This window comes from Brevibacterium sp. AGC70, assembly GCF_057334195.1.
This window is the reverse complement of sequence record NZ_JBHFIH010000014.1, coordinates 395,513-409,848: the sequence shown is the minus strand read 5'-3', so window position 1 is coordinate 409,848 and position 14,336 is coordinate 395,513. Positions and strand designations below refer to the sequence as shown.

The window sequence follows — 14,336 nt, the reverse complement described above, 5'->3', positions numbered from 1 at the left end:
AACCTGCGCTTCCTTCATTCGGTGGGATTCAGTTGTGCTTTCGCTGCCTCTATATGGCCAGCATCGCCCGTCTGCAGTGCGTAGAGCCCGAGCTCGACCGGCGAAGTGGAGAACAGTTCGCCGCAGTGTTCGGCGAATTTCGGCCAGATCCTGCCGCCCTTGTCGACATAGCGTTTGATCGTCGCGTCGAAGACCTCGGTCGAGACGCTGGCGTGATGGAACATGAAGTCCCGTGCAGGATCCCCGATGGCGGCGGTCGTCCAGTCGAGAATGCTGAGATTGCTCTCACCGTCCATGAGCTGATGTGCCGGATAGACCTCACCGTGGGTCACCGTCGTCCATTCAGGCCAGTAGCTGTCGTCGTCGAGCCACTCAGCCCACCGTTCACGCAAACTCTGGGCCACATCGAACTCAGCCACGACGCGAACGATGTCATCACTCTTGCGCTGCCTGACCTCGGCGGGGGAGTACTCAGCGATGCCCGAGGGGCGAACGACCGAGGGATCGACGGAGTGGAGCTCAGCGAGGAAATCGCCGAGGGATTCGGCATACTCGCGCGACTCGAGGTCGAAGTGCCATTGCGGCTGACCCTGCTCATCGATCGTCAGCCCAGGTTTGCCGGGCAGAAGCGGGTAGGCGATGAGGTCGTCAGTGTGGACCTGCCAATCGGGGACCGCGACACTGAGATGGGGTGCGATGGACCGCAGAAAACGACCCTCGACGGCGGCTCGATCGGTGACGTCTGGGCGACGTGGGATCCTCAGCACCCACGACCGGCCATCGACCGCCTCGGCGATGGCGACCTGGAAATCGAGACCCAGTTCATTCACGGTGATGGTCTCGAGGACGATGTCGAGTCCATGGTTCGAGGCCAGGTCGCGGATGGCTGCTGTGCCGGCGGAGTGCATCTGCATGCTTCACAGCTTCCTGGTCGGGACAGACAAATGCAAGAGCACGAACGATGAGCTCTGCTGCTGCCGCGGTCCTAGCGCTGCACAGGGTCCGCACCGGAATCGAGGAACTCATCAAGCTCCGCCGGAGTGGGTGAGGCCTCCCAATCCCCGGGGATCGTGCACATGAGCGCGCCGCAGGCATTCGCCCGGGCCAACTTCTGCTCGATCGTCCATCCTTGCACATCTCCGCTGAGATAGCCGGCGACGAACGCATCACCGGCGCCGACGGTATCTACGACGTCGACCGTGTGGCCTGCCGCCGTGACGGAAGCACCTCCGTCGACGGACGTGGCCCCGAAGGCACCGCGCTTGACCACGACCTCGCGACGTCCATCGGGATCGAAGGAGCGGACCAAACCGGCGATCGCCTCGGCGCTGGTGGTCCCAGTCGAGGTTCCCTCGCGCAACTGTGAAACGGGGGACACGAGGGCGATCTCTTCCGGTGACCCGAAGACGAGGTCCGCGTATTCACACACCTCGCCGATGGCTTCGGCTGCGACGCCGGGCTCAGCGAGGGAACACCGGTAGTTGATGTCCAGGCTGACCCGCACCCCGGCGTCATGAGCACGCCTGACGACGCTCAGACAGGTCCTGCGTGCCGACTCAGATAGCAGGGGAGTGATCCCCGTAAGATGAACAAGCGAAGCGTTCTCGACGACCCCGGCCGCGATGTCGGCGGGGGAGAGCCGCGAACCTGCAGAATTCGAACGATAGTAGGTCACCCGTGAGGTGCCGCGACCACGGAACTCCTTGAGCATGAGGCCGGTGGGGACATCCGGATCAAGAGTCGCACGAACGTCGACTCCCTCGCCGCGGATCTCCCGCACTACGCGGTTGCCCAGCGAATCATCGCCGACACGACCCACCCAGGACACTGGAATGCCGAGCCTGGCCAATCCGACAGCGACATTCGACTCGGCCCCGCCGATGCCGATGGTTGTCTGAGCCACATGGGCAAAGGATCCGGTCTGAGCACCTGAGAACAGGCCCATGGTCTCGCCGAGAGTGAGTACAGAGCCGCTCGTGTTGGCCATCAGAAATCACTTCCGGCACACAGATCGACGAAGGCGCGGCCACGATCGGCAAGTGCACTCAGATCGCCGCCGGCCAGAGCATCACCGAGCAGCGGCCCACCGACGCTGACCGCAGCCGCACCGGCACGAAGCCACTGGGCCGCCGACTCCAGGTCGACGCCACCTGACGGAACTACGACCATATCTGGAAACGGTCCCCGCAGATCCTTGACGTAACCTGCACCGAGGCGACCGGCCGGAAACACCTTGACCGCGGCAACTCCGCGACTCCACGTCGAGAACAGCTCACTGGGAGTGAACCCGCCGGGAATGAGCGGGACACCGGTCTTCAAGCCACGGTCGATGACAGAAGGGTCGGTGACCGGAGTGACAAGGTAATTCGCTCCCGCACTGATGGCTTGGTTCACTTGATCGGGTGCGGTGACAGTACCGATCCCGAAGTCCACCTCCCCGCCATACTCCTGTGTGAGGGAAGGAAGCAGGCCAAAGACGCCAGGGGTGGTGAGGGTGAGCTCGAAACTGCGCACACCCTGCTCCGCCAGCGTTTCGATGACCGGGGGCAGATCCTCCGATCGATTTCCCCGGAGGACGACGACGAGTCGGGATTCGGCGGTGGCCTGAGGCAGCACCTGACGGTTGTTCATCTGGGGTCTCTTTCTCACCAGTCGTGGAGGCTGCCGTCGTGAAGACGGTTCACCGGAAGGTACGCGGCAGTGTAGGGGTGTTCGGCCGCGAGCTGTTCGTCGAGTTCGACTCCGAGGCCGGGTGCTTCGCCGGGGTGGAGGAATCCGCTGTCGAAGGTGTAGGAGGTCTTGAAGACCTCGAGTGTCGCGTCGCTGTGCGGCATGTACTCCTGGATCCCGAAGTTGTGGATGGCCAGGCCGAGGTGCATATTGGCGGCCATGCCGACAGGGGAGACATCCGTGGGACCGTGCAGACCCGAGCGGATGCCGTAGATATCGGCGAAATCGAGGATCTTCTTCATCGCAGTGATCCCACCAGTGTGAGTGGTCGAGGAGCGCACATAGTCGATGAGCCGATCGGTGATGAGCGTCTGATAGTCGTAGACGGAATTGAACACTTCACCCGTGGCCAGTGGTGTTGTCGAGTGCTGCCGGATGAGACGGACGGCTTCCTGGTCCTCGGCAGGGGTCGAATCCTCGAGCCAGAACAGATCGTAGGGTTCGAGCGACTTCGCCAGTCGTGCCGCTTCGATGGGGGAAAGACGGTGGTGGGCGTCGTGGAGCAGGCGCAGTCCGGGCCCGAACTCCTCGCGGACCTGGGCAAAGATCTGCGGAACATGGCGCAGATAGGAATGAGTGTCCCAGTCCTCTTCTTCCGGGCGGGTCGCAGCCGTTCCGTCTGCGGCACGGTGGGCCGGCTCGTAGTCGTACTTCTCGCCCGGCTTCGCCGTTGCCGAGACCCCGTAGACCGTGTCCAGACCCGGTACTCCGGTCTGGATTCGAATCGCTGTGTAGCCCTCATCGGCATATCGGCGCATCGCTGCCGACAGGGTCGCATAGTCGTTTCCGGAAGCATGGGCATAGACCCGCAGCGCATTCCGACTCGCCCCGCCGAGGAGCTGGTAGAGGGGCACGCCGGCACGTTTGGCCTTGATGTCCCATAGCGCCATATCGACAGCGGCGATCGCACACATCGTCACGGGGCCTCGGCGCCAATACGCTCCGCGGTAGAGGTACTGCCACGTATCCTCGATGCGGTTCTCGTCGCGACCGATGAGCGTGGACGCGAGATGGTCGCTCAGGTATGACGCGACGGAGAGCTCGCGACCGTTGAGGGTGGCATCACCCCACCCGACGAATCCGTCGTCGGTGGTGATCTTCAGTGTGACGAAGTTGCGTCCGGGACTGGTGATGATGATTTCGGCTTTCGAAATACTCACAGCGGCAGTGTCCTTTCGAGAACCGCCGACCGGCGGTGGCGATTGATAGGTGGAGTGTATTCAGATGCCATCGCGATCAGACTGCGTTTCGCGGATCGCGCAGGTCACGGCCAGCGACCTCAGGCATGAGGAATGTTCCGATGAGCGGGCAGACGGTGAAGAACGCGAGCATGACGGCCACGGGGATCCATGAGCCAGTGGTGGCGCCCACCCATGCTGCGGCAATGACTGGACCGATGCCTGTCGCTATCATGGCCGCGATCTCACGGATGATTCCGGTTGAGGCATAACGATGGCGTGAGCCGAAGATCTCCGGCAAGGTGAGGTTCTCCAACGAGGCCAAAGCCATGACGGATACATTGTGCATAACGACGTAGGCGATGAGCAGGGTCGGCATCTGGGCACCGGAGATCGCCATCATCGTGGGGACGATGAGAATGAGCGAAATGATGCTCATCACCTGGTACATGCGGCGTCGGCCGAACTTGTCGCCGAGGGCGCCGACGATCGGGACAGTCGCGAAAGCGACCAGGGAGGACACGATGACAACGGTCGTGCCGACCGACGGTGACATGGCGAGGGTGATGGTGATGAACGAGACCATGTAGGTCTGCAGGATTCCCGAGTTTCCTGCCTGTCCGAAGCGAAGGAGGAAGGCCGGCACCATGGCACGCCACTTCTTCTGTTCGAGGGCTTCGAGCATGACGGAGTCATTTTCGGCGGTCGCTTTGGCACGAATCGCGTCCTTGGACAGTGCGACTCCCTGGTCGACGTGGGTACTCTCCTCGAAGACCGGACTCTCCTTGAGCCGGTAGCGGATCCACACTGCGAAGACGAGGATGAGCGCGCTGGCGAGGAACGGGATCCGCCACCCCCAGCTGAGCAACTGCTCTTCGGAGAGCACGGCGACGAGGATACCCCAGATGGCCGAGGCGCCGAGGGTTCCGCAATTGGTTCCAAGGGCCACGAGTGAAGCAATGACTCCGCGTCGGTCCTTTGGGGCATATTCAGCGAGCATGACACCGGCGCCGGAGATCTCCGCACCCGCGCCGAAACCCTGGACCAAGCGGAGAACGACAAGGAGGATGGGAGCGAGAATTCCGACCTGATGGGCAGTAGGGAGCGCCCCGATGAGCGTCGTGGCACCACCCATGAGAGCGATCGTGATGAACAGAATCTTTGTGCGTCCGATCCTGTCACCAAGGCGACCGAAGTACCAGGCGCCCAACGGCCGGGCCAGGTAGCCGACAGCATAGGTCGCCATTGCCGACACGACCGCGAGTGCGGGGCTTTCACCGACGAAGAACAACTGACCGAAGACGAGTGCTGCTGCCAGCGAATAGAGCTGGAAGTCCATGAACTCGAGTGCGGTACCCAACCAGCCGGACATGGCGGCGCGCACGAGATCTCCAGTGCTGCGTTTTGCCTCTGCGGGCGAGGTGCCGCCCGCAGCAGATGGGTTGGTGGAAGTCGACATCGTTGTTCCTCCTGTGGTGGTGCGGAACCCTCGTTGGTGCCGCTGAACGTGTTGTGGATGATGTTGTGGGTGGTGCTGAGGTGATGCTGGGGACGTCGAAAATGACGAGCACTCTCGAGCTCAGGTTTCTAGAACTCGATGAGAACCTTGCCGGACACGGCCGAGTCCTTGGCGATCTCAAATGCGGAGACAGCCTCGGCAGCAGGAAGGACGTGCGTGACGACCGCCGCAGCCGCAGAGTCCGCCGTGAGCATTTCGATCGCATCGTCGATCTCAGTGCTGAAGCGGAAGGTGCCTCGCAATTGGATCTCCTTTGACACGAGTCCCGAGAGATTCACGGTGATGTCGGCGTCGGCGAGCGTTCCCACCTGAACGATGACACCGGCCCGGCTCGCCGAGGTGATGGCTTGGGAAAGCGAAGGCGGCGCAGCCGAACATTCGAAGACGACGGGAAATGCAGTCGAGGGAATCTCATCCCTGCCGACAACGAAGGTCTCATCGGCGCCGAGGCTGCGGGCACGGTCAAGGGCGGATTCCTGGATGTCACCGACTGCGACGTGTTCCACACCGCGAGCTACGAGGGCAGCGACGATGAGGAGACCCACCGGGCCTGCCCCGAGGACGAGTGCCCGATTGCCCAACTGCTGCCCGGCGGTGGTGAGTGCGTGGAGCGCCACCCCGAGCGGTTCGGCCAGAGTGGCGTCGCGCAGGGACAGATTCGGCGGAAGTCTGCGCAGCATGTGCTTCTCGACTAGGATGTACTCGGCTGCGGCACCTTGTCGGTGCGGGAAGCCTGCGGCGCTGCCGAGGTAGTCACCTCCGGGCCACAGATGAGGATGATCCGCGATGTCGTCCTCTGGGGTGCCGTATCGTGCCGGGTGGACGGTGACGGGAGTCCCGGGCCCCCACTGCCCGGATGGGTCGCTCTCAACAAGGGCTGAGAGTTCGTGACCCGGAGTGAAGGGTTCGCGGATCAGGTTCTCGCCGTTCTTCCCGTGGAAATAGTAGTGCAGATCCGAGCCGCAGATGCCGACGAAGCGCACACGCAGCAGGACTTCGCCCGCACTGGGTTCGGGGACGGTCGTGTCATCGAATCGCATATCTTCGGCACCGTGGATGAATAGTGTCTTCATGACGGAATGCTCCTGTTTCAGCGTGCTGTGGAGATGTCGGCGACGGCGGCCCGTGGGCCCTTGCTGATGATGAGGGTGAGCAGCTGGGTCACTCGCGTCGTGAACGCGTCGTGACCGGCGAGCTCGCGGGGGAAGAAGCCTCCGTCGATAATTCGATGAACGTGATCGTAGATGGTCGTTGCTCCACAGACGGCTTCGGCGAGGGACTTCCTGGCCGGTTCGACGATCGATGCTGCGAGTGGACCTGGAGAGAAGTCCAACGGCGGTGCGACACATGCGATCCATGCCGCTGTGCACAGGGCCAGGCTGTGTGGAACCGTGCCGCGTTCGAGATTGAACAGTGCCGCCTCGGGGATGCGTTGGAGGAGTTTGAGTGATCCGTCGGAGGCGACCTGAGTCGTAGCGTGTCCGATGAGGGGATTTCGCCAACGCGCGTCGAGTGCCGAGACATAGGCCTTGGCATCGAATCCAGTAGGGAGATTGATCGTCGGCAGGTAGTCGTGCTCGATTCCGCTGATGACAGCTTCCTGCACGAAGTCCAGACTCCATGCGGTGTCGATCGTGGCAGCATCGGAGAGGATACCGAGGTAGGCGATGAGTGAATGTGAGCCGTTGAGTAAGCGCAGTTTGACCAGCTCATAGGCTTCGACCTCGTCGGTGAAGAGCGCGCCTGCAGACTCCCATGACGGGCGTCCAGCGGCGAAGTCGTCTTCGAGGACCCACATTGAGAATTCCTCGGCAGGCACGGGGGAGAGGTCCGTGATTCCGAGTAGCTCGGCGACCTTGGCGCTGTGGGCATCGGTGGTCTTCGGTACGATCCGGTCGACCATCCCATTGGGGAAAGTCACCGATGACGCGACGAAGTCGACGACGTCAGAAGGTGCTCCGGTGGCATCGAGATATTGGGTGACGACGTCTCGAGTGACGTCTCCAGCCGACTGCAGATTGTCGCAGCTGAGGATGGTCATCGGCTCGCCGGTCTGAGCGCGGTGGCTGAGCCCACGGGCGATGAGGCCGATCGTCGACCTCGGCGTTGTGGTGCCTGCGATCTCAGCGGCGATGGCGGGGGAATCGACGGCGAGATCTCCGGTGGTGGGATCGCGTGTGTAGCCGGCTTCTGAGACCGTGAGGGTGACGATGCGATGTGCCGGATCGCTGATGGCGTCGATGACCGCATCCGGATCCGCCGAGGCGACGCCCGAGTTGCGATGGACATCGATGAGGCCCGCGCTTGCGCCGGACTCCGTCAGCTGGAGAACCGAGTAGAGATTGTCCTGAGCTTGCATTGGGTCAACGACACGAGCCGATGAATGGGCGAACCCGCGGATTCCCCAATCGCCTCCGGCCGCAGCCATGGCCTGGGCAGTGTAGACCGCGGCGTGCGCGCGATGGAAATTCCCCAATCCGAGGTGGACGATGCCGGTGCGGTCTGAGGCGCAAGCCCCGATGAGGGAATCAAATGGTGCAGTGGAGCGGTCGAGTGCTGGTGTCATGACGTCGTTGTCTCTCCCGGACGAGTTGCTATTGAACTAACGACGTTTCGATATACGAAACGCAGATTTCGTTTAACAAAATGGACTGTACTCTGGGAGCGTACCCAGCGCAAGAACATGCCGGGTGCAGTGGACTTGAGTTCGGAAGCGAGGCAACGATGACTGTGACGCGCAATAATGGGAGTATGACCGCACGCGACACTCCTTCGGCCCCTGTGACCAGTCTCGATCGCGCTCTGGATGTGCTCGAGGTGGTTGCAGCTGCGGGCCCAGAGGGAATGGCGCTTGGCGACATCGCAAAGACGACGGTAATCAACAAGGGCTCGGTTCATCGACTGCTTTCGGGTTTGGTTCGTCGGGGATATGTCCTCCAAGACGACAGTGACCGCAGGTACGTGCTCGGCGAGGCTTCTCACCGGCTGGTGCAGTCATTCGGGGTCGAGGCCAACCTTCCGACCCTGTTCCGACCGCTGCTGTTGGAGCTCTCACGTCAGACCGAAGAGCTGGTCCATCTGGGAACGCTGGACGGGCGGAGAGTGGTCTACCTCGACAAAATCGAGCCGGAGCGATCCATGCGAGTGTGGTCGCGAGTGGGACGTCGCGTCCATCTTGCAACGACCGCACTCGGGCGCGCCTTGACTGCGGCGGAGCCGCACAGTGACTCCTTGGTGTCCAGCCTCGTCGCCGAGGCAGATCCTGGACACGACCAGCCTGACCTGGAAGCGCGCTTCGTTTCCGCTGTTGACAGCGCGCGTGAGAGCGGTTGGGCGATTGAGAACCAGGAGAACGAACCGGGCATCGCCTGTGTGGGAATTGCACTGGTGTCATCGACTTCGAGCGACGTAGCCATCAGCGTCACCGGCCCCGCCGACCGGATGTCCAGCGCGCGCTTGGACGAGGTAGGTCAGCTGCTGCTGTCTTTGGGGGCGCGGCTGGCGCCTGAAGGGTATCGGACCACCGTATGAGGCGAGCAGAATGATCCGCTACCTTCATCTCTGAATGACGGCCCGCATCTCTGAATGACGGCCTGGTCAGTCGCACCATGAGCCGGGAGCCGACACCGTCACCCTGGTGTACCTGTTCCCAGGTGATGCTTGCCTCGGCGAGGCAGAGAGACTATGCCGAATACGGCTCAGCCCAGTGCTCCGACCGGGGAACCTGTTGGGATCGATTGTCTGTGCTGACGGCCGAGCAGAACAGCACCGATGAACATCTCCCACGCCACGATCGCGTACATGCCGATGCGCTCCCAGGTGCCGTCTGGAAGAAGCGTCCCCGGCAGGGCGCGGACGTCGACCTGGAGCATGACGATGCCGAGAATCCCGATGGCCCCGATCATGACGCTGAAGACTCCAACGCGGCGGCTGCGGCGGGTGAGAAGCAGGGAAGCGCCCATGCAGATCGCCGTCAGGTGTCCGCCGAAGAAGGCGAAGAACGCGCCGAGGAGGTGAACCCAGCCGAGACCGAGGTCGTTGTTGTGCTGACCGCCGTTGACGACCGCAATCATCACCATTCCCAGGGCGTGGAGGCATGCGAAACTGATGGTCCCTGGCCGCAGGGGAAGCTTCAGGCTGCGTGCTGCGTACAGCGCCGCGGTCGCGAACAGAAGCCCCTGGATGACGAAGGCGACGTTGATGACCAGGTGAAGGGGCGAGTCAATGGGCCTATTGCCCAGCATTTCGATATCTGGCACGCCGAGGTCGCTGATGTAGTTGAACGAATACGAATAGTGGTTGAACGCGGCGGCGGTGACAGCTTCGGCGAAGAGATAGACCACGCCGGCGAAGATCCAGCAGATCGCCGCTGTGACGGTCGACCGATTTGAGGCGGCAGCATCAGATTGAGTCTCACGCATGCCGCCAATAGTAGACGGGAAAGTAGGTTGGACAAGCCGTTTTGCCACTTTGATTCGACCGACACACCCTGAACGGGATTCTGAATGCCCTTGTCAGGGGTGAATTGCCGTGCAAATATGAAATCATCCTGTTGATCGGATCCACATGATCAATGAGAACCGAATAGGCAGCAAGGAGAGAGCGCATGAGTACAACTACCATTATCTGGATAGTCGTTGCGATCGTCGTTATTTTGATTGTCGTCGGCATCATCATCGCGGTCAGCCGTAAGGCCGCAGCTAAGAAGCGCGAACACCAGCGCAAGGAGGCCGCCCGGATCCGTCAGGAGACAGCTGAGTCCGAGCATGAAGTTCATGCTCGGGAAGCGGACGCCGAACAGCGTAAGGCAGAGGCCAAGAAGGCCGATGCCGACGCCGAGGTTCAGGCCGCAGAGGCTAAGCGCAAGCAGGCTGAAGCCGAGAAGCTGGACGCTGACGCCGCTGAACGTGATCGTCTTGCCCAGGAGAAGCGTCTCGAACAGGAACGCCAACTTAAGCGCGCCGATGAGCTCGATCCCGACGTCGACACGCACGGCAACAAGAACGCCGCTCCCGGTGCAGCTGCTGGAGCCGGTGCCGCCGCTGGTGCGGGGGCCGGTGCAGTGGCCGGTCATGACCGTCACAATGACGACCGTCCGGTCGCCGATGACCGTCACCAGGATGGTCGGCCTGTGGCCGATGACCGTCACCAGGATGGTCGGCCTGTGGCCGATGAGCGCCACCATGACGGTCAACCGGCTGCCGATGGTCGTCCGATTGCGGACGAGCGTCATGCGGGCCACGATCCTCGTGCTGCCGATCAGCGTCCCGTCGATGACGGTCGCCCCGTTGCAGACGGTCGCCCTGTTCCCGATGAGCGCCGCGTAGCCGATGGCCGTCCAGTCGCTGATGGTCGTCCGGTTGCCGATGATCGTCACCATGAGGGACGCCCCGTTGATGACGGTCGCCCTGTTGGCGACGGCCGTCCCGTTGCCGATGAGCAGCATCACGCGGGTCACGATCCTCGTGTCGCTGACCAGGCTCAGGCACCACGGACTCAGCAGCCGCCCGTTGCAGGCGATCCTCATGTCGCTGACCAGGGGCAGGACGCAGGCCAGCAGCCGCCAGCTGCCAACGACCCACGGGTCGCTGACCAGCGTCAGGCTCAGGAGCCGCCGGTCGCCAACGATCCTCGTTTTGCTGATCAGGGTCAGCCACCACAGGGTCAGCAACGACCAGTTGCCGACCAGTCGCCAGCTCCCAATGATCCTCGCTTCGCTGATCAGGGACAGCAGCCACAGGGCCAACAGCCTCCGGCTGCCCACGACCCTCGCTTCGCTGATCAGGGTCAGCAGCCACAGGGACAGCAGTCCCAGGGTCAGCAGCCTCCGGCTGCCCACGACCCTCGGGTCGCTGACCAGCGTCAGGCGCCGGCCGGACAGGATCCGCGCTTTGCCGACAACGGTACAGGCCGCGAACCGGGCGATCGTCTCGGCGATCGACCTGTCGACGATGGCCGTCCGGTGGCGGACGACGACCAGCCGGTCGAGGACGATTACCGTATGGGCGGCCGCAACCGACCAACTGCGGATGGTCGTGCTCCTCGGGCTCCCGAGGGCGATCCGCGTGCCGCTGAGAACGATCCTCGTCTCAATGACCGCAGCTACGATCCTCGGCCCACCGAGAAGAGGACTTTCGAGGACCCGGACACTCCGCGGCACTGAGAGAGCTTCCGACTCCCAGCAGGTTCCTAGACCTATCCTGACCTGCCGAGACACCACCGCGGCGCCTCAACCCACTTCAGGGTTGGGGCCCCGCGGTGCGTTGTCGGCATACGTGTCACGGAGTCATCCGCAACGTCCAGCACCGGGGCAGGTGCGGGGCTACAGTGGCTGGTGACACCCGACGTCATTGACTCAGAGAGGAACCGTCATGTCAGAGGCTCGCCCGCCTTTCCCACCTTTCACCGCCGAAACCGCCGCACAGAAGGTGCAGGGCGCCGAGGATGCGTGGAATACCCGTGACCCCCAGAAGGTCTCGCTGGCGTACACACCGGATTCGGTGTGGCGAAATCGCGATCAGTTCCTCTCCGGTCGCACGGAGATCGTCGACTTCCTCACCAAGAAGTGGGAACGCGAACTCGACTACGCACTGCGCAAGAGTCTGTGGTCGTTCAGTGAAGATCGGATTGCCGTGCGCTTTCAGTACGAATGGCATGACACGACCGGCCAGTGGTGGCGCAGCTACGGCAACGAACTGTGGGAATTCACCGGTGATGGTCTCATGTCCCGTCGCGAGGCAAGCATCAATGATGTCACCATCGCCGAGGCGGATCGGCGGATATTCGGTCCCCGTCCAACCGGGGACCGCGGCCAGGACATCGACCTCCGCTGACGGAGAGCCACCTCGGCGGCGGTGCCGGATTTGTACGGACCTTGCACGGTGCTGACAGCGTAGAAGAACCACCGGTGATCAGGTCTGCCTGCGACGTGATCACCGGTGGTTGTCAGTCTGCGGACCGTCACGGGTGACGGTCCGTCATGTCAGTTCGACGGAGAGCGGGTCTCCGCGCTGAGGAACCATGCCTGCTGCTCCAGCTGTGAGATGAACTCATGGAAGATGTCTGCCGTGGTCGGGTCGGCCTCATCGACTTCGTCGTGGACCTTGCGCATGGTCGCGACCGTGGCTTCGACGGCGCGCACGCTGAGGTCGATGGCGTCATGAGTCGTGATCTCTCCGGCCGGGAATTCCGGCAGCGACGACTGCTCGGCAACAACGCTGGGGCGACCGTCGGCGGTGGCATGCAGGGCTCGCATCCGCTCGGCAATGCTGTCCGAACCTGTGCGGGCGATGTCCACAACCTCATCGAGGTTGAGGTGCAGGTCGCGGAAGTTGGGGCCCACGATATTCCAATGAGCCTGCTTGGCGACCAGCTGCAGGGCAATGAAGTCGACGAGGACGGACTGCATATTCTCGGCCAGAGCGGGGGAGGCGGTGAAGCCATGTTCCGCGTTCTCGGCCTTGGTGGTTTTCGTTCCGGCTGGCTGGGGTACCTTGACTGATTGAGCCATGATTCGTTCCTCCTAGAACAGTGCAACGACGTGCCGTATCCGGGCACCTGGTGCCGACGATAGCCCTCATTCTTGGGTATGAGGTTAACGTTGCCCAGAATTGGGAGCAGTTAGACTGCACGGTTATGGGATCTACTCCTCGCAACCTTCGTCAGGGAATACAACGTCTGCGCACCATCGCCCCCTGGGCTGCCGCCGGTGTCGCGTGCGCAGTCCCCCTCACCGTGGGTGCATCGATGGCCATCGACCTGGTCCAGAAACGCGGCCGAAAACAGCGTAAGGCACCACGACCAGGCACCTTCCACGCCGACGTCGAGGACTCGCGGCTGAGCATCTACACCGACGGATCGACGCTCTACGATGACATGCTCGATGAGATCGGGTCCGCGACGGAGTCGATTCAGATGGAGACCTTCATCTGGAAGAACGACGAGGTGGGCCAGAAGTTCATCGACGCTTTCAACGCAGCAGCCAAGCGCGGCGTCGACATCCACCTGATCTACGACGGCTTCGCCAATTTGACCATTCCCCGGTCCTTCTACGACCAGCTCGACGAGTCGATCAAGGTTCTGCGGCTGCCGGTGGCCAGGAAGCTCTGGAAGGGGCCGGTGCGTCAATCCGGGTTCAACCACTCCAAGATCCTCGTCATCGACAATGACGTCGCCTTCGTCGGCGGCTTCAACATCGGTTCGCTCTACGCCCGTCACTGGAGGGACACCCACCTCAAGGCTGCCGGACCCGGTACCTGGGGGCTGCGCCAGTCCATCGCGCAGATGTGGAACGAATTCCATGACTCCGATGAGCAGATCGAATGGGTCGCACCGACCGCATGGGAGTCGAAGCTTCGGGTCTCAGCCAACCTGCCGATCCAGCTCGTCTACCCGATCCGCTCGATGTACATCAACGCCTTCGAGCGCGCGCAGGACCGGATCTGGTTGACGACACCGTACTTCATCCCCGATCAGCAGCTGCTCAAGGTACTGATCGACGCGGCCGCCCGTGGAGTCGATGTGCGGGTCATGGTGCCCCGGGAATCAAACCACATCCTCGGCGACTATCTCTCACGAGGATTCTTCGAAGAGATGTTGCGCTCCGAGGTCACAGTTCTGCTCTACGACGCGGCCATGATCCACTCGAAGATCGCCACGGTCGACGGGAAATGGTCGACGATCGGCACCGCGAACATCGACCGTCTCTCACTGTCGTTCAACTATGAGACCAATGTCGAAGTCATTGATCCCGACTTTGCCGCCGAGGTGGAGAAGACCTTCCTCAGCGACGCCGAGCACAGCAGAGTGTTGGGCCGCGACTGGCTGGACCGGCACCCGCTGGCCCAGGTCGTCGAGTTCGCGTTGCGGCCCATGCGGCCTTTCCTGTGAGCGTCTGACCGTCGCGCAGA

The 14,336-nt window shown here is 62.4% G+C and carries 14 protein-coding genes; 4 read left to right on the top strand and 10 right to left on the bottom strand.

Going from position 1 to position 14,336, the window contains the following annotated elements; all coding sequences use genetic code 11:
- Positions 1-14 precede the first annotated feature (14 nt).
- The 7 genes from ACE03M_RS12050 to ACE03M_RS12020 form a co-directional block, all read right to left on the bottom strand.
- Positions 15-914: a macrolide 2'-phosphotransferase gene (locus tag ACE03M_RS12050; protein ID WP_485934121.1), complete on the bottom strand. Its 900-nt coding sequence runs from the start codon at positions 912-914 to the stop codon at positions 15-17.
- Between the two features lie 71 nt (positions 915-985).
- Positions 986-1,987: a sugar kinase gene (locus ACE03M_RS12045; protein ID WP_485934120.1), complete on the bottom strand. Its 1,002-nt coding sequence runs from the start codon at positions 1,985-1,987 to the stop codon at positions 986-988.
- Entirely contained in the window at positions 1,987-2,631 is a 645-nt protein-coding gene (locus tag ACE03M_RS12040) for a bifunctional 4-hydroxy-2-oxoglutarate aldolase/2-dehydro-3-deoxy-phosphogluconate aldolase (RefSeq protein ID WP_485934119.1), read from the bottom strand. The genes ACE03M_RS12045 and ACE03M_RS12040 overlap by 1 nt, the downstream gene beginning before the upstream one ends.
- Positions 2,632-2,645: 14 nt before the next feature.
- The gene (gene manD / locus ACE03M_RS12035; protein ID WP_485934118.1) at positions 2,646-3,890 is read right to left on the bottom strand and encodes a D-mannonate dehydratase ManD; all 1,245 of its coding nucleotides are present in this window, start codon (positions 3,888-3,890) and stop codon (positions 2,646-2,648) included.
- Positions 3,891-3,966: 76 nt separating this feature from the next.
- A complete protein-coding gene (locus ACE03M_RS12030; RefSeq protein WP_485934117.1) occupies positions 3,967-5,367 on the bottom strand; it encodes an MFS transporter in 1,401 nt (466 codons plus the stop codon).
- Positions 5,368-5,495: 128 nt separating this feature from the next.
- A complete protein-coding gene (locus ACE03M_RS12025) occupies positions 5,496-6,500 on the bottom strand; it encodes an L-idonate 5-dehydrogenase (protein ID WP_485934116.1) in 1,005 nt (334 codons plus the stop codon).
- A gap of 17 nt (positions 6,501-6,517) precedes the next feature.
- Positions 6,518-7,993, bottom strand: a complete 1,476-nt coding sequence (locus ACE03M_RS12020; protein ID WP_143921163.1) for a mannitol dehydrogenase family protein — start codon at positions 7,991-7,993, stop codon at positions 6,518-6,520.
- A 185-nt stretch (positions 7,994-8,178) separates the two neighbouring features.
- On the opposite strand from ACE03M_RS12020, the gene ACE03M_RS12015 reads away from it, so the two are divergent.
- Entirely contained in the window at positions 8,179-8,958 is a 780-nt protein-coding gene (locus ACE03M_RS12015) for an IclR family transcriptional regulator (RefSeq protein WP_143921164.1), read from the top strand.
- Positions 8,959-9,125: 167 nt separating this feature from the next.
- Here the strand turns inward: ACE03M_RS12015 and ACE03M_RS12010 are convergent, their stop codons facing one another.
- Both ACE03M_RS12010 and ACE03M_RS12005 read right to left on the bottom strand, forming a co-directional pair.
- Entirely contained in the window at positions 9,126-9,848 is a 723-nt protein-coding gene (locus tag ACE03M_RS12010) for a DUF998 domain-containing protein (protein ID WP_485934115.1), read from the bottom strand.
- Between the two features lie 149 nt (positions 9,849-9,997).
- On the bottom strand, positions 9,998-11,173 hold the full coding sequence (locus tag ACE03M_RS12005) for a hypothetical protein (protein ID WP_485934114.1): 1,176 nt from the start codon (positions 11,171-11,173) through the stop codon (positions 9,998-10,000).
- A 216-nt stretch (positions 11,174-11,389) separates the two neighbouring features.
- Between ACE03M_RS12005 and ACE03M_RS12000 the strand changes: the two genes are divergently transcribed.
- A complete protein-coding gene (locus ACE03M_RS12000) occupies positions 11,390-11,590 on the top strand; it encodes a hypothetical protein (RefSeq protein ID WP_485934113.1) in 201 nt (66 codons plus the stop codon).
- Positions 11,591-11,798: 208 nt separating this feature from the next.
- The gene (locus ACE03M_RS11995; RefSeq protein ID WP_485934112.1) at positions 11,799-12,260 is read left to right on the top strand and encodes a nuclear transport factor 2 family protein; all 462 of its coding nucleotides are present in this window, start codon (positions 11,799-11,801) and stop codon (positions 12,258-12,260) included.
- Positions 12,261-12,409: 149 nt separating this feature from the next.
- Here the strand turns inward: ACE03M_RS11995 and ACE03M_RS11990 are convergent, their stop codons facing one another.
- The gene (locus tag ACE03M_RS11990; protein WP_485934111.1) at positions 12,410-12,937 is read right to left on the bottom strand and encodes a Dps family protein; all 528 of its coding nucleotides are present in this window, start codon (positions 12,935-12,937) and stop codon (positions 12,410-12,412) included.
- Positions 12,938-13,062: 125 nt separating this feature from the next.
- Between ACE03M_RS11990 and ACE03M_RS11985 the strand changes: the two genes are divergently transcribed.
- The gene (locus tag ACE03M_RS11985) at positions 13,063-14,316 is read left to right on the top strand and encodes a phospholipase D-like domain-containing protein (protein ID WP_485934110.1); all 1,254 of its coding nucleotides are present in this window, start codon (positions 13,063-13,065) and stop codon (positions 14,314-14,316) included.
- The last annotated feature ends 20 nt before the right edge of the window (positions 14,317-14,336 follow it).

Coding starts and splice junctions, on each gene's coding strand:
- ACE03M_RS11990 (WP_485934111.1), bottom strand. CDS start 12,937: ATGGCTCAATCAGTCAAGGTACCCCAGCCAGCCGGAACGAAAACCACC.
- ACE03M_RS12040 (WP_485934119.1), bottom strand. CDS start 2,631: ATGAACAACCGTCAGGTGCTGCCTCAGGCCACCGCCGAATCCCGACTC.
- ACE03M_RS11995 (WP_485934112.1), top strand. CDS start 11,799: ATGTCAGAGGCTCGCCCGCCTTTCCCACCTTTCACCGCCGAAACCGCC.
- ACE03M_RS12025 (WP_485934116.1), bottom strand. CDS start 6,500: ATGAAGACACTATTCATCCACGGTGCCGAAGATATGCGATTCGATGAC.
- ACE03M_RS12030 (WP_485934117.1), bottom strand. CDS start 5,367: ATGTCGACTTCCACCAACCCATCTGCTGCGGGCGGCACCTCGCCCGCA.
- ACE03M_RS12010 (WP_485934115.1), bottom strand. CDS start 9,848: ATGCGTGAGACTCAATCTGATGCTGCCGCCTCAAATCGGTCGACCGTC.
- ACE03M_RS12015 (WP_143921164.1), top strand. CDS start 8,179: ATGACCGCACGCGACACTCCTTCGGCCCCTGTGACCAGTCTCGATCGC.
- ACE03M_RS12020 (WP_143921163.1), bottom strand. CDS start 7,993: ATGACACCAGCACTCGACCGCTCCACTGCACCATTTGATTCCCTCATC.
- ACE03M_RS11985 (WP_485934110.1), top strand. CDS start 13,063: ATGGGATCTACTCCTCGCAACCTTCGTCAGGGAATACAACGTCTGCGC.
- ACE03M_RS12045 (WP_485934120.1), bottom strand. CDS start 1,987: ATGGCCAACACGAGCGGCTCTGTACTCACTCTCGGCGAGACCATGGGC.
- ACE03M_RS12050 (WP_485934121.1), bottom strand. CDS start 914: ATGCAGATGCACTCCGCCGGCACAGCAGCCATCCGCGACCTGGCCTCG.